This window comes from Streptomyces sp. NPDC045021 (assembly GCF_056432645.1).
Map to the genome: position 1 here is coordinate 449,092 of NZ_JBWKIQ010000004.1, position 13,620 is coordinate 462,711.

General features: G+C 69.2%; 15 protein-coding genes and 1 pseudogene. 6 read left to right on the forward strand and 10 right to left on the reverse strand.

The window, feature by feature from the left end; all coding sequences use genetic code 11:
* The first annotated feature begins 60 nt into the window (after positions 1–60).
* Both AC07DC_RS16255 and AC07DC_RS16260 read left to right on the forward strand, forming a co-directional pair.
* The gene (locus AC07DC_RS16255; RefSeq protein ID WP_478915040.1) at positions 61–741 is read left to right on the forward strand and encodes a class I SAM-dependent methyltransferase; all 681 of its coding nucleotides are present in this window, start codon (positions 61–63) and stop codon (positions 739–741) included.
* A gap of 117 nt (positions 742–858) precedes the next feature.
* The gene (locus AC07DC_RS16260) at positions 859–1,461 is read left to right on the forward strand and encodes a dihydrofolate reductase family protein (protein WP_478915041.1); all 603 of its coding nucleotides are present in this window, start codon (positions 859–861) and stop codon (positions 1,459–1,461) included.
* Between the two features lie 153 nt (positions 1,462–1,614).
* Here AC07DC_RS16260 and AC07DC_RS16265 read toward each other — a convergent pair whose 3' ends face one another.
* Together AC07DC_RS16265 and AC07DC_RS16270 are read right to left on the reverse strand one after the other, a co-directional pair.
* Positions 1,615–1,842 (reverse strand): hypothetical protein, encoded by a 228-nt coding sequence (locus AC07DC_RS16265; protein WP_478915042.1) that lies wholly within the window; start codon positions 1,840–1,842, stop codon positions 1,615–1,617.
* 957 nt (positions 1,843–2,799) lie between these two features.
* Positions 2,800–3,276: an RrF2 family transcriptional regulator gene (locus tag AC07DC_RS16270; protein WP_478915147.1), complete on the reverse strand. Its 477-nt coding sequence runs from the start codon at positions 3,274–3,276 to the stop codon at positions 2,800–2,802.
* Between the two features lie 148 nt (positions 3,277–3,424).
* Here AC07DC_RS16270 and AC07DC_RS16275 point away from each other — a divergent pair, with 148 nt between their 5' ends.
* Positions 3,425–4,153, forward strand: coding sequence for an SDR family oxidoreductase (locus tag AC07DC_RS16275; protein ID WP_478915043.1), 729 nt, complete (start codon positions 3,425–3,427; stop codon positions 4,151–4,153).
* A 214-nt stretch (positions 4,154–4,367) separates the two neighbouring features.
* On the opposite strand, the gene AC07DC_RS16280 is transcribed toward AC07DC_RS16275, so the two are convergent.
* The 7 genes and pseudogenes from AC07DC_RS16280 to sigJ form a co-directional block, all read right to left on the reverse strand.
* Positions 4,368–5,114: an SOS response-associated peptidase gene (locus AC07DC_RS16280; protein ID WP_478915044.1), complete on the reverse strand. Its 747-nt coding sequence runs from the start codon at positions 5,112–5,114 to the stop codon at positions 4,368–4,370.
* 403 nt (positions 5,115–5,517) lie between these two features.
* The gene (locus tag AC07DC_RS16285; RefSeq protein ID WP_478915045.1) at positions 5,518–7,008 is read right to left on the reverse strand and encodes a serine/threonine-protein kinase; all 1,491 of its coding nucleotides are present in this window, start codon (positions 7,006–7,008) and stop codon (positions 5,518–5,520) included.
* 260 nt (positions 7,009–7,268) lie between these two features.
* The gene (locus tag AC07DC_RS16290) at positions 7,269–7,652 is read right to left on the reverse strand and encodes a PPOX class F420-dependent oxidoreductase (RefSeq protein WP_478915046.1); all 384 of its coding nucleotides are present in this window, start codon (positions 7,650–7,652) and stop codon (positions 7,269–7,271) included.
* Complete coding sequence (locus tag AC07DC_RS16295) at positions 7,645–7,908, reverse strand: NAD-dependent epimerase/dehydratase family protein (RefSeq protein ID WP_478915047.1); 264 nt, start codon at positions 7,906–7,908, stop codon at positions 7,645–7,647. Before AC07DC_RS16295 ends, AC07DC_RS16290 begins: the two co-directional genes overlap by 8 nt.
* The gene (locus tag AC07DC_RS16300) at positions 7,905–8,333 is read right to left on the reverse strand and encodes a dihydrofolate reductase family protein (RefSeq protein WP_478915148.1); all 429 of its coding nucleotides are present in this window, start codon (positions 8,331–8,333) and stop codon (positions 7,905–7,907) included. Before AC07DC_RS16300 ends, AC07DC_RS16295 begins: the two co-directional genes overlap by 4 nt.
* Positions 8,309–8,536 (reverse strand): annotated as a pseudogene (locus tag AC07DC_RS16305) (RidA family protein); the annotation flags it as partial. The gene AC07DC_RS16300 and the pseudogene AC07DC_RS16305, both read right to left, overlap by 25 nt.
* Positions 8,537–8,742: 206 nt before the next feature.
* Positions 8,743–9,720, reverse strand: coding sequence for an RNA polymerase sigma factor SigJ (gene sigJ, locus AC07DC_RS16310; protein WP_478915048.1), 978 nt, complete (start codon positions 9,718–9,720; stop codon positions 8,743–8,745).
* Between the two features lie 184 nt (positions 9,721–9,904).
* Between sigJ and AC07DC_RS16315 the strand changes: the two genes are divergently transcribed.
* The 3 genes from AC07DC_RS16315 to AC07DC_RS16325 all read left to right on the forward strand — a co-directional run bounded on the left by AC07DC_RS16315 (position 9,905) and on the right by AC07DC_RS16325 (position 12,633).
* Complete coding sequence (locus tag AC07DC_RS16315) at positions 9,905–10,309, forward strand: hypothetical protein (protein WP_478915049.1); 405 nt, start codon at positions 9,905–9,907, stop codon at positions 10,307–10,309.
* A 267-nt stretch (positions 10,310–10,576) separates the two neighbouring features.
* On the forward strand, positions 10,577–11,803 hold the full coding sequence (locus AC07DC_RS16320; protein ID WP_478915050.1) for a serine hydrolase domain-containing protein: 1,227 nt from the start codon (positions 10,577–10,579) through the stop codon (positions 11,801–11,803).
* Between the two features lie 242 nt (positions 11,804–12,045).
* Positions 12,046–12,633 carry a histidine phosphatase family protein gene (locus tag AC07DC_RS16325; RefSeq protein ID WP_478915051.1) on the forward strand — a complete coding sequence of 196 codons (588 nt, stop codon included), beginning with the start codon at positions 12,046–12,048 and terminating at the stop codon, positions 12,631–12,633.
* 87 nt (positions 12,634–12,720) lie between these two features.
* Here AC07DC_RS16325 and AC07DC_RS16330 read toward each other — a convergent pair whose 3' ends face one another.
* Positions 12,721–13,443 (reverse strand): VOC family protein, encoded by a 723-nt coding sequence (locus tag AC07DC_RS16330; protein ID WP_478915052.1) that lies wholly within the window; start codon positions 13,441–13,443, stop codon positions 12,721–12,723.
* Positions 13,444–13,620: the final 177 nt, after the last annotated feature.

Genomic DNA, 13,620 nt, shown 5'->3' on the forward strand with positions numbered 1-13,620 from the left:
ATATTGCCGGATCGGCAACAGGAGTGGCGTGGCCGGGACGCGATGGGCGACGGTGGGCCCGTGACCGAAAACATTGCAGCAGGATCGCCCGCGTCCGACGCTCCCCGGCCCGCCGACGGATACGTCGGAGACCCTGAGGTGCGGGAGGAGTGGGACAACCGGTACGCCGACCGGCAGCAGCTGTGGAGCGGCCGGCCCAACGGTGCACTCGTGGCCGAGGTCGCCGGGCTCACACCCGGGCGGGTGCTCGACGTCGGCTGCGGCGAGGGCGCGGACGCGCTCTGGCTCGCGCGCGGCGGCTGGCACGTCACCGCGCTCGAGGTCTCGAGCGTGGCGCTGGAGCGGGCGGCCGGGCACGCGCGGGATGCAGGCCTCGCCATTCACTGGGTGCACGCCGAAATGGCGCACGCGGCCCTCCCGCCGGCCTCCTTCGACCTGGTCTCCGCGCAGTACCCGGCGCTGCTGCGCACCCCCGACGCCGCAGCCGAGCGAGCGCTGCTCGCGGCCGTCGCACCCGGCGGCACACTGCTGCTCGTGCACCACGCGGGGATGGACACCCAGCACGCGGACGACAGCGGCTTCGACCCGGCCGACTACGTCTGGCCCCAGATGGTGGCCGCGATGCTTGACGACGACTGGGAGGTGGAGGTCGACGAGCAGCGCCCACGCCTTGCACCCGACGGCGGCGCCGGCGCCCACCACACCGACGACCTGGTCCTGCGCGCACGCCGACTGCGCTGAGGCCGCTCGTGCACGCTATCCGGCCCCTGACTTCAGCGACGTGCGCCAGGAACGCGGTTGCCGGTCGGACGGTTCGGGGGAGACTGGTGATGACTCGTGTCGGAAGGAGGAGTTGGCATGGGCAGGACGTACCTGCACGCAGTGGCCTCACTGGACGGCTACATTGCCGATGAGCGCGACGACGTGGGGCCGCTCCACGACTGGTATTTCAAGGGCGACCATCCCCTCGTCGACGAAGACCATGCCGATGTTCACGGTGCGCCGTTCCGGGTCTCAGCGGCCTCGGCCGACTACGTGCGCGGCATGTGGTCGCGCCAGAAGGTCCTGGTTATCGGGCGGCACCAATTCGACCTGACCAACGGCTGGGAGGGCCACCCGCCGGCGAGCGACCACGTCGTGGTCGTGTCTCACCGCCCGCGGCCGGCGGGCTGGCACCCCGAGGCGTCGTACCACTTCACCACCTCGGTGGAGGAGGGAATCGCCCGAGCACAGGAGTTGGCCGGCGAGGGCGAGATCGGTGTGGGCGCGGGTGAGGTCGGCGGGCAGGCGCTGTCGCTGGGGCTCATCGACCACGTGGCGATCGACCTCGTGCCGGTTGTCTTCGGCCGGGGGAAGCCGTACTTCGGGACGCTCGCCAACGGCCACCTGATGCTCGCGGATCCCGACGTGGTCATCCAAGGCGACAGGGTGCTCCATTTGCGTTATCCGGTGCATCGGTGACTCCAGATGTCACCTCTTCCAGCTCCGGATGTCGGGACCTCTCCTAGCTGCCGGACCGTGTTGATCAAGTCGGGCCGGCTACAGGCCGTGGACGGCAGGTTGCCAGTGACCTCCTGGCCGCCTCCCCGCACCGGTCCGCGGCGAGGCACTGCCTCAGCGTGCGACGTGATCATCGAGCATCCAGCGGCGGACCGCCAGGACCCGCGGCAGAGCGATGAGCCGTTGCGACGAACCGTCCTCACGCTCGACGACGAACACGCCGTCGGCTATCAGCTTGTCGAGCGTGTAGGTCGAGATCCCCAGCAGCGACGCGGCGACCCGCAACGGCACCGTCAGGCCGGCGAAAGCGTCCGTTTCGCCCCCGTGCTCGAACGACCGCAACGGCCGATTCCGTGGTCCCATTCCTGAACCCCCCTCTGGCCAGCCCTGTTGATGTTCCCTTCCTACCTCACAGCACTGACACAGCGGCAGTACGCCCCTCAGTCCGGCTACCAGAGGTGACGCCGCGCGAAGACGCTTTCCGCCAGGCCCGCAGACTCCCTGGCCCGGCGAACCCCGGCCTACCCGGACCGGTCGACCACACCGTCACCGCCGCCACCACGTCGCCCTGATCGTCGTACGCGACCAGACACACGGCGTCGGTGTACCGCAATTCGGCCGCCATCGGGGCCCGCGGATCCGCCGGGGGGAGACGTGACGCCATCCACGAAGGGTTCGTCACCCTGGGATGCGCGCTGATCTGCCGGCGACGCTTGCACTCACGCCAAAGGAGCTCGTGAGATGGCGTGTGGCGCCTGGGCGATCACCTTGGGCCGACGGGTATCACCGAACGCGGTGCAGCCGCAGCTGCGCGGGGACGGGGTCCGTCCAGAGCGGACGACCGAGGGAAGGGGGTCCCCTGAGACCCCCGCACGAGCGAGGGCCGTCGCCGGCATGTTCCGCACCGACGGAGCGGCGGTTGCCGTGAAGCTGCTGCTCGACGGCTTCAGCCAAGAAAGGGCGCCAGTGTCCGCGTGAACCACGCCGAATCGTGGAGCCGTGGAGCCGTGGAGCCGTGGAGCCGTCGAGCCAGGGACAGTGCCCGGCGCCGGGCTGCGCCGCCAACTTGGCATGCCCGAAGTGAGTGATCGCGTCGTGCTTCATCACGTGCAGATGGATCGAGACGGTCGGCGTAGGCCGGGGTGAGCACCGGTGATGGGGATCCTCGACATTGCGGCTCGGTCGTGACCCTTCCCGGCAGTACGTCCATCAGCCCGATGCCGCCCCGCCGGCGCCGGCGGGGCGGCATGTTGGCACTCGGATCACGCGACGCGGCAGGCAGTCCTGTAGTCGGGGCCCTCAGGCGTCCGGCGCGCTCAGCCACGCGCCGATGCCGGCCATCGCGGCGGGGCCGTAGTCCGAGCCGACGCTCTGGACCAGATCGGCGATGGTGACGGCCTGCAACGCCGACCGCCAGGCGGCGTCCGCCGCGGTCATCGCGCGGGCGATCGCGCACGGCACGGTGCACGACTCGGCCGGGGTGGCCAGGGGACCCCTCTGGCGGATCTCCGTGCAGGTGAACGCCTGGTCGGGACCGTCGACCGCTTCGACCACATCGAGCACCGTGATCGAGGCGGGCTCCCGGGTGAGCACGTAGCCGCCCGCCTTGCCCTGTACCGAACGCACGAGCCCGGCGCGAGAAAGCGCTTGCAGTTGCTTGGCCAGATAGCTCGCCGAGACGTCGTGCAGCTCCGCCAGCCGGGTCGCGGGAACAGGTTCCTGGGCTGACGTGAGCACGACGCAGCAATGCAGGGCCCACTCGACTCCGCCGGACATCTTCACTCGGTCACTCTAACGATGCTCTTGACTCGGACAACATACGTCCGAGTATAGTCTCGGATAGAACATGTCCGAGTTTAGGGCATGTGGCGTCCGCAGGGGGTCGCATGCCCTTGCGGGCACACTCCTCACGAAAGGCATTGTCATGAAGTTCGCGGTCATCGGCGGTACCGGGCTGATCGGGTCGCAGGTCGTCAGGAATCTGAACGCCGCCGGGCACGAGGCGGTGCCGCACTCGCCGTCCTCGGGAGTCGACGTCATCAGCGGCCAGGGACTGGACGAGGCGGTGGCGGGAGCCGACGTCATCGTCAACCTGACGAACTCACCGACCTTCGACGAAGCCTCCCCGGCCTTCTTCCAGACCTCGATGGACAACCTTCTGGCCGCGGCGAAGAAGGGCGGCGTCGGCCACTTCGTCATTCTCTCGATCGTCGGCGTGGACCAGGTGCCGGACCTGGACTACTACCGGGCCAAGGCACTCCAGGAGGACATCCTCGCCTCCGGACCGATCCCCTACTCGATAGTCCGCGCAACGCAGTTCATGGAGTTCATGGACGCCGTCTTGTCCTGGACCACCGACGGAGACACCGTCCGGCTGCCCGCCACGCCCATCCAGCCCATCGCCGCCAAGGACGTGGCCGACGCGGTGGCGAAGGTCGCCATGGGCGCCCCGCTGGGAGGCATCCGCAACATCGCCGGCCCCGAGATCTTCGCCCTGGACGAGCTGGGCCGGATCACCCTGGCCCACAAGGGCGACCCCCGCACCGTCGTCACCGACCCCACCGCCGGCATGTTCGGCGCCGTCAAGGGCGACGTCCTCACCGACAAGGACGCCCACCTCGCCGCCACCCGCTACACCGACTGGCAATCCTGAACCGCCCGCGAATCACGCACGGCATTGTGCGTCACGCCCCTGTGCGGTGACGCTGGATGGGCCGCAGTATCCCCGCCACCACGTTGGTGGTCCCGGCGTCGGCGACCATGGGGGAAGGCCGATCCGCACTGCTCCCGAACCCGATAGGTGCGGTCACGTTGTCCGGCACGGAAGTGTGGACAGCGCTGTGCCGGCAACGCCACCTATCGACCGGCTAGGTGCCGGGGTCCTCCGGTGGGGCGTCGAGTAGCTGCGGTCCGTTGTTGCGGACGCTGTTGACTGCGGTGGACACCGCCCGGGTGTCGAGGTGTCCGTCGGCGGGAGCGGCCAGCAGCGCCCGGAGCTCGTGGGGGTCCTGGTGGGTGGGGTCGAGCCAGGCCTCGTGGTCGGCCGGGGCGATGGCCAGGGGCATGCGCGGGTGGATCCGCCCGGCCGCGTCGGTGGCGTCGGTGGTGATGATGGTGCAGGTCATCCACCACGCCGCAGGGTCATCGTCCTCCGCGACCTCCGGGTCGCGCCAGAACTCGTACAGCCCGGCCATCGCCATCACCGCCCCGTCCTCGGGGGTGATGAAGTACGGCTGCTTGTGCGCCTTCGTGCTGTCCGTCGCCGGAACGGCCTGCCACTCGTAGAAGCCGTCCGCCGGCAGCAGGCAGCGCCGCTTGGCGAACGCGCGACGGTAGGCCGGCTTCTCGTGCACCGTCTCCATCCTGGCGTTGATCATCTTCGCGCCGACGCCCAGGCTCTTGGCCCAGGACGGCACCAGGCCCCAGCGCAGCGGCCGCAGCTGCCGCACCAGCTCCCCGCTATCGTGATCGGCGCGCTCCAGCACCGCCCACACGTCATCTGTCGGAGCGACATTCCAGCTCGGCGCGAGGATCTGTTCGGGATTCCAATTGGTGACCTGGAACAGAGGAGCCAGGGCCTGCGGGCTGCGGGTGGAGACGTATCGGCCACACATGAAACCCACCCTGCCACGCCCGCAGGCCCTCACCCAGCATTCCGTCGCCTTGTTGGGCTGTGGCCACGATCTCTGTGGGTCGACGTCGTGGCCCGCCGTCTTCCGGAGCGTGCCTACGGCGGCGAGCGCGGGGTACGTATGGCCGCCGATCCCATCGTCACCCACGGGCTACGCAACCGGATGCCTCCGTTGGTGTCGGCTACCCGTTTTCGCCGCGCTATGACGCGGAGCGCGAAACGAAGCGGTGCGCCCGTCGAAGGAGGTCGAGCCACGCCGGGGCGCTTGGCCTCGGCATCGCCTCGACACGAACCTCACCCACCGCTGACTGCACCACCCCTTCCACCACCAGGCCGGCCAGGCCGATGCTCGCCGTGAGCAGGAGCATGCGGCGTCAGGGGTGGTGTCAGGGGCGGCGGCAGGCGCCGGCCGTGGTGCCGGCTCCGGCGGGGCGGCAGATGTAGACGATGTCGGCCGCACGATGGCTGAGGTATCGGCCCACGCACTGGTTCGGCGTTGTGCGGCCGCGCTCTGCGCAGAACGCCACGGCCGCGCTCCCGTTCGCGTAGGGCCCGGGAGCGTAGACGACCCAGTAGCCTGCCCGGAGCGAGGCGAAGTCGTCGCTGCGCAGTACTACGGCCTCCGGGACCTGGCGGCGTACGATCGCCAGCTGTCGGTCACGGGCAGCCGGCCCCGAAGCGATCGGCTCCGACCACAGTTGGGCTATCCAGGTGTCGGCAGACGCCTCTCCGGCTGGACGGTTGTCGGCGGTCGCGGTGGTTGGTGCTGGGTCGGTCGTGCGCTCCGGCGCCCCGACGCTTGTCGGCAGGGTGGGGGTGGTGGCCGTGGCTTGTCTTCCGCTTGTGCTCGGGGTGGCGCTTGCGCTGGTGGCCAAGGAGGCAGGCGGCGCCTGACCATCGGCGCCCCCGGGTTGGCGGTCCCGCAGTGCGAACAGCAGGACGCCCACGAGCGCCGCGATGACGGTGACGGCTACGGCGGCGAGGACTTCGGGCCGCCTCCGTCGGATCGCGGATGCTGGTCGAAGGGCATCGATTTGCGTCGGCGGGTGCGCCGGCACCGAGCTCGGCGTGGCCGCTGCGGCCTGGGCAAGCATCGCATCCAACCGAGATGCGTCCGGCCTCATACCGGCGTCCTTCACCAGGAGTTCGGCCAGTACGAGCCCCAGCGGCCCAGCCCGCAGGGGCGGCGGTACCGGTTCGTCGAGAACGGCGGCGAGGGTGGCCAACGTGTTGGAACGTCGCAATGGGTTGACGCCCTCAACCGCAACATAGAGCAGCATGCCCAGCGACCACAGGTCAGAGGCTGGATTGCCCTCCTCGCCGCGGATCCGTTCGGGGGCCATGTATTCGGGAGTTCCGATGAGGTGGCCGGTCAGGGTCAGCGCCGTGGCGTCCTGCACGGCAGCGATACCGAAATCGGTGAGGACGGCCTGCCCGTCCGCGCGCAGGAGGACATTCGCCGGCTTCACGTCCCGGTGGTGGATGCCCACCGCGTGCGCGGCTCGCAGGGCCGCCAAGACGTTCCGGCCGATCCCGGCCGCGAAGTGCGGCACGAGCGGAGCGGTGGCGATGACCTCCTGCAATGAGGGCCCTGGCACCAGCTCCATGACCAGCCACGGATAGGGCCCGTCCTGCACGACTTGATGAATCGTCACCACATGTGGATGGCTGAGCCGCGCGAGCGCCCGCGCCTCGCGCAGGACCCGCTCGCGCAGGACAGGATCGGTGGCCGGGAGGTCCGCCGTCAGGACCTCCTTGAGCGCGACCTGGCGATGCAAGGTCATGTCCCTGGCGCGCCACACCGTTCCCATCCCGCCGGCGCCGAGCCGCTCCAGCAGCTCGAAGCGCCCACCGATGACATCGCCTGCGTCGCTCAACAGCCCACCCCCTCCACCCCTTCGGAGAGTAGCGGTGAGCCGCACATCAGGGAGGCTTCCGTCCACAAAGGGACCATTCCGGCACAACCTCGCAGTGCGGGCGGACCTGGTTCGCGTCTTCGTCCGTGCTCGCCCTCAGCCGGACAGCCGGTCAGCCGGTCAGTCGGGTCAGCTGATCTGCGCCGTGAAGCCGTCGTCAATGCCGTCGGTGTCTTGGCTGTTCGGCGGACATGTTCTCTCCGGGATGGACTCGGACGTGCTCAGCCGACACCGATCGTCTGTCGCTCGGGCTCGATCACGGCCACGACGCGCTCTTGCCCGCGGGGGTAGGGCGCACCGGTGTACTTCGTGAAGATTCGATCGATGATCGTCCAGGCCGCATCGCCCTCGAGCCAGTCGACGACTCGTCCACGGACGACAACGGGCTCGAACGGGTTGTCGGTCGGCGTCAGGGAGAGCGCGATCCGTGGGTCGCGCCGCAGGTTGCTCGCCTTGCGGCTGCCCGGCCCGGTGAGGATCACGACCTGGCCGCCTTCGGTGCCGATCCAGACGGGAACGCAGTGCGGAGCGCCGTCCGGGAGGACGCTGGCGAGGTGGGCTATCGAAGTACCGTCGAGTACACGGCGGATGTCGGGGTCAAGCATGTGGGTGCTCCTTCAGCGGGGGTTGTCGGCGCGCCATGCGACGTAGTCGGCGACCGCCGTGGCGACGTCGAAGGTCGGCGCGAAGCCGGTGTCGTGGGTTAGTCGGGTGGTGTCGAGGTAGGGGTCGTCGCCGGAGCCGTCCTGCCGGGACCTCGCTCCGGCGGTGCGCGGTGACGACGACCTCGTGTCCGAGGTCGACGAGCGCGCGGGCGGTGTGGGCGCCGATCATGCCCAGCCCGCCGGTGACGAGGATCATCGGACGACCTCGTAGTGGAGGTGGGTCACCCCGGGCGCCGGGACGGCCTCCAGCAAGCGCAGCTGGATGTGCTCGGGGAGGCTGTGGAAGTAGGGGCGGCCGGCGCCGAGCAAGACGGGCACCTGGTGCAGGATCAGCTCGTCGACCAGCCCCGCCTTCAGGGCTTCGGTCACCAGGACTCCACCCATGAGGGCGACGTCCTTGCCCTCGGCGGCGTCCCGGGCGGCCGCAACGGCGTCCGCCGGCCCGGTCGTGATCAGCGTCTGCCGGTCGGCCATCTGCGGCGCCGGCCGGTGGCTGAGGACGAACAGCGGCGCTGCCGGGTGCGGGGTCCCGTCGTCGCCGAACCGGTCGGAGTCCTCGTAGGTGTCACGGCCGGCGACGCTTGCGCCGACGCGACCGGCCAGCAGGACCTTGCGCGAGATGCCGAGGTCAGGGCGGGACTGTGGCCGCCGAGGACTTCATGGCGGCTCCGGGCGTTGGCCTCCCGGTAGCGCCGGTCGGACAGAAAGACGGTGACCTTCGCCAAACTGCTCACTGTCATGTCCGCTGCTTCCAGCACGGACAGTACGTTGTGCCAGGCCAGCCGGCACTGGCCGTCGAAGTCATCCGGGACGTGACCGTCGTTGTCTTCCGGGACCCCTGGCCGTAGGACCGTTGCTGTGAATCGATCGTGGTGATCTGCACGGCAGGCACGATAAGTGGGTCGGCTGTATGAGTCGAATGAGTTTCCACACGGTCACACGGTCACCCGGACACAACCGAGGGTTCGATGCTCAACAGGATCGGCAACCCGGCAAACCTATGCGGTCAGAGCGCCAGCCTGGCGTCGGGTCAGCTCTGTCCGGTTTCGGTCCACCGACGGAGCTTTTCCGGGTTGCGGACCGCCCAGATGCGAGTGATGCGGCCGTCGGTGAGGCTGAACGCTGCAACGGTCACGGTGTTGCCCGCGTGTTGGGCGACCAGGCCGGGCAGGCCGTTGACCGTCCGCTCCAGGAGCGTCAGCCCGGGAGCCTTACCGGCGATGTGGATCAGGTACTGGGCGATGCGCTCGCTGCCCTCGACCGGGCGGAGGACGGCGCCGACCAGGCCGCCGCCGTCGGCGATCATCGTGGCGTCGGGGTCGAGGAGGTCGACGAGGGCCCTGATGTCCTTGGCCTGCCATGCCTCCTTGAAATGCCGTACCAGACCGGCTTGCCCTGCTGCCGGAGCCGCCGGAGCCGCCTGCGCGGCGGGAATACGTCGACGGGCCGAGGAAGCCAACTGCCGGCAGGCCGCGGGCGTCCGGCCGAGGATCTCGGCGACCTCGGCGAAGGGGTACCGGAAGACGTCGTGCAGGATGAACGCGACGCGTTCGGCCGGCGTCATCGCCTCCAGTACGACGAGGAAGGCCATGTTCACCGACTCGTCCAGGGTGACCTGGTCGGCGGGGTCGGTCGGCTCGGCCCTGCCGCCGCCCGCCCGCCCACTGCACCATTCCGAACGGTCGGGCAACGGCTCGGGTATCCATTCACCGACATAGCGCTCGCGCCGGACCCGCGCCGAGCTGAGCATGTCCAGGCAGATGCGGCTGGCCACCGTCGTCAGCCAGGCGCCGGGCGACTCGATGGCCTCCTGCTGTTGCCGCGACATCGCGTACCAACGGGCGTAGGTCTCCTGCACGGCGTCTTCGGCCTCGGCCAGTGAACCGAGCAGCCGGTAAGCGAGATTGATCAGCTGGCGCCGCTCGCCGACGATGACGCTCAGCCCTGGCTCGGACCGACCATGCCCTGGCTCGGGCCGAGCATGCCCTCGCTCGGATGGGGTGCTCATCGCCGCGACCGCTCCCTGCTTCCGCTCATCGGTTCTTCTCGTCCGCTTCCGCCCTCGGGACTTCGACGAAACACCGCACCGGACTGTGAGGTCGGCGCTTCGCCTCACAATTCGCGGACCCGCGTCGTCGGACTACCGAGACACTACTGATCCACCGCCGCGAGGCAGAAGAGGGGACCGCGTCATGGCCACACAGACGACGGCAGTACAGGGCAGAGTCACGTTCGTGCAGGTCGCGATCGCCCTGCAGACCTTGGCCATCTTCTTCCAGGCGGTCACCGCCGGAATGCTGCTGTCCTCGTCCCACGGCGAGGCGCTGCACAGCGCCGGAGCGCGCGTGATGTACGGCGCATCGATGTTGTACGTGCTCGCCGCCATCCTGGCGTGGCGGCCGGGCGGCGGGGCGCCCCGCCCCATCCTGTACGCATCCGGCTTCCTCGGACTGGCCTCGGTGCAGGTGGTGCTGGGCGTCACGCACCGGCCGTCGCTCCATGTCCCCCTGGGCGTCCTGATGTTCGGCCTGAGTGTGCTGGCCCTGGGGCAGGCGCTGTCCACCCGCTGGTCGCAGCGCTCCGGCCCCCGGTCGTAGCCGCCGCGCGAACCACTGCCGCCACCGATGGGCAACCGCGGGCCCCAGTCCAATGACCGGGCCCGCACGGCTCAGGGGGTCTTGCCGATCCAGTGCATCCGCGCGTACTCCATGCCCGCATCGGGTCGGCGCCCACCAGGGGTTTTCGGGCGGGCGGCGGCCGGGCTGCCGAGGAGCGCCTACGGGCGTGGCGGGTGTCCGCCGAACGGAGGACCGCGCTGAGTGTCCTGCCTGGTTTGATCTTGTTTCGTCCGCACATAGTGCGGCATGACACGCACCAGAGTGGCCCTGGCTCTCGTTGCCGCCACCATGATCGCCGCAAGTCTTCCGGCCACCACGGGCGCCGTCGCCCTGTCGGGCGGCCCGCACAGCCCGGACGCCTGCGTCCGCTCCCCGGAGCCCCACTACGGGCCGGCCAAAAGAATCCTGGACATCGCCAAGCAGGGCAAGAAGCAGTACGGCCTCAACTCGGTGATCCTCAAGGTCGCCGTCGGCGGTCGTGACGTCATCACCTCCGCGCTCGGCGAGTCCATGACGGGCGTACCGGCCGAGCCGGACATGCACTTCCGGGCCGGTTCGGTAGGCATCGCCTTCATGGGCACCGCGCTGCTGCAGCTGGTGGACGAGCACGTGGTGAGCCTCGACGACCCGATCTCGCGCTGGCTGCCGGATGTGCCGCACGCCGACCAGATCACCCTGCGGATGCTCGGCTCCAGCACCTCGGGTCTGCACGACTACGTCACCGACCCGGCTTTCCTCGCCGAGCTCGGAGCCCACCCGTTCCGCCAATGGACCGCCGACGACGTGCTCGCCTACCCCTTCAGCCACCCGCTCTGGTACGCGCCGGGCACCAACTGGAGCTACTCGCACGCCAACTTCGTGCTGCTCGGCCAGGCCCTGGAGCGGATCACCGGCACCCCGCTGGACAAGCTGCTGGAGCAGCGCGTGATGGGCCCGCTCGGGCTGCACAACACGCAGAACAACGTCACGCCCGAGATCCCGGCGCCGGTGCTGCACGCCTTCACCTCGGAGCGCGGCACCTACGAGGAGTCCACCTTCTGGAACCCGTCGTGGACGACGGTGCGGGGCGCCGTGATCACCAGCAACATTTGCGACATGACCCGCTCGGCGCAGGCCATCGGCACCGGAGAACTGCTCTCGCCGAGCAGTTTCCGGACCCAGCTCGATCCGGGCACGGTCGGCCTCGGCGGTCCCACCAAGACCTGCCCGTCGACGGTGTGCCTCCACAACACCGAGGCGCTGCACTTCGGTTTCACCGTCCTGGTGGAGAACGGCTGGATCGTCCAGAACCCGTCCTTCTCCGGGTATGCGGCCATCCAGGCCTACCTGCCGAGCAAGCGCCTGGCCATCTCCGTCTCCGCCACCAAGGGCCCCGACTCACCGGACGTCAACAACGCCGCGGCGATCGCCTCGCAGATTGCCGCGGCGTTCGCGCCGGAAAACCCGCTCCCCAGCCCCAAGAGCGCCGGCTGACCGGAGCAAGGACCATGGGGCCCGGAGACCAGTAGCCATGGACACAGCGTCCATGGACTGTTTCTGCCTGAACGCAGCATCCCCGGGCCCCACTTGCTTCCTGGCGGGGGCTTTCGATGAAGTGGTGCGCGGCGGTCGAAACCCGGGCCGTGTGGCTCAATGCGGGTTTCTCTGAACTGAGAAGTCATCTCATTTGGTGAGTAGACGCGGGAGAATCGCGTCCTCAGGTAGCCTGCACGGCCATGGGTGAACTGATCTTGATCAGGCACGGCCAGACCGAATGGAGTCTGTCGGGCCAGCACGCCGGCCGCACCGACATTCCACTGACCGACGCCGGCGAGGCCGCAGCCAAGGCGCTCGCTCCGAGGTTGGCCCGGCGCCATCTGGTCGCGGTGTTCAGCAGCCCGCTGAGCCGCGCTATGCGGACGGCTGAGTTGGCGGGCCTGATCGGTGTCAGGCCCGACCCCGACCTGACGGAGTGGGACTACGGCGGCTACGAGGGCCTGAGCGCGGCGCAGATCCAGGAGACAAGGCCGGGCTGGGACCTGTGGCGGGACGGCGTGATACCCGGCGACGCCGCCCATCCTGGCGAGCAGCTCCAGCAGGTGGCCGCACGCACGGACGCCGTACTGGACCGGATCCGGCCGCTGTTGGGCGACGGCGACGTCGCCGTCGTCGCCCACGGTCATCTGGCGCGTGTGCTCACCGTGCGCTGGCTCGGCCTCGACGCATCAGCCAGCCGACTGCTCGGCCACCCTCATCCAGGCACTCTCAGCTTCCTGGCCACCGAGGGCGAGCAGCCGGTCATCTCCGCGTGGAACGTACCGTAGCGGCAGACCGGCTGGGCCACGCCGACCAGTCCAGCTCCCCGGGCGCCGTCAGGAGTCGACGGCTCCAGGAGCTGGACCCTGGCCGCGCTACCGGGGCGCCAACACACAGAACTCGTTGCCGTCGGGATCGGCCAGCATCACCCAGCTGACGTTGTCCTGGCCGGTGTCGATTCGAGTCGCCCCGAGGGAGAGCAGACGGTCGACCTCTGCCTGCTGATCACCGTGGAGGGGTGGAGCGACATCGAACTGCAGCCGGTTCTTGCCGGTCTTCGGAGCCAGCGGTGGACCACCCCACGTGATCTTTGGACCGCCGTGCGGCGAGCGAATCGCGGTTTCCTGGTCCTGGTCCCAGACCAACGGCCATCCCAGCGCTTTGCTCCAGAAGTATCCGACTTCCTGCGAACCGTCGCAGGCCAGCGCTCCGACGAATCCGCAGTCGGCAAGGAATTTGTTGCCCGGTGCGATGACGCAGAACTCGTTGCCTTCGGGGTCGGCGAGCACCACATGACCCTCCTCCGGGCGTTGGCCGACGTCGATATGATGCGCCCCAAGTTCCAGCGACCTGGCCACCGTCTGCTGCTGGTCCTCCAAGGATGTACTGGTCAGATCGAAGTGCATCCGGTTCTGGCCGACCTTCGACTCCTGGGTCGGAAGAAAGCGGATGCGGAACCCGGTGTCATCACTGGGCAGGAGGGAGACGCCGTCGTGCGGGTCGTCGACCATCTCCCAACCCAGGACCCCCGACCAGAACCGTGAGATGCGCAGCGGCTGCTGCGCATCGAAGCAGATCGCGAACAGTTGACAAGTCATACCTCTGCGCATCTCCGATCGGCGGACTGACCGCTGTCGACACGGTGCCTTGGCAGCCCCTCGCACGGAAGCCTAGGTGTGATCTGGTTCACCCGCAGCCGAGTATTCGACGGCACCCGGAACAGGCCGGCCACCAACGGGTGCCACCGCAGCTCGCAGAATGCATAGGACAGGCAG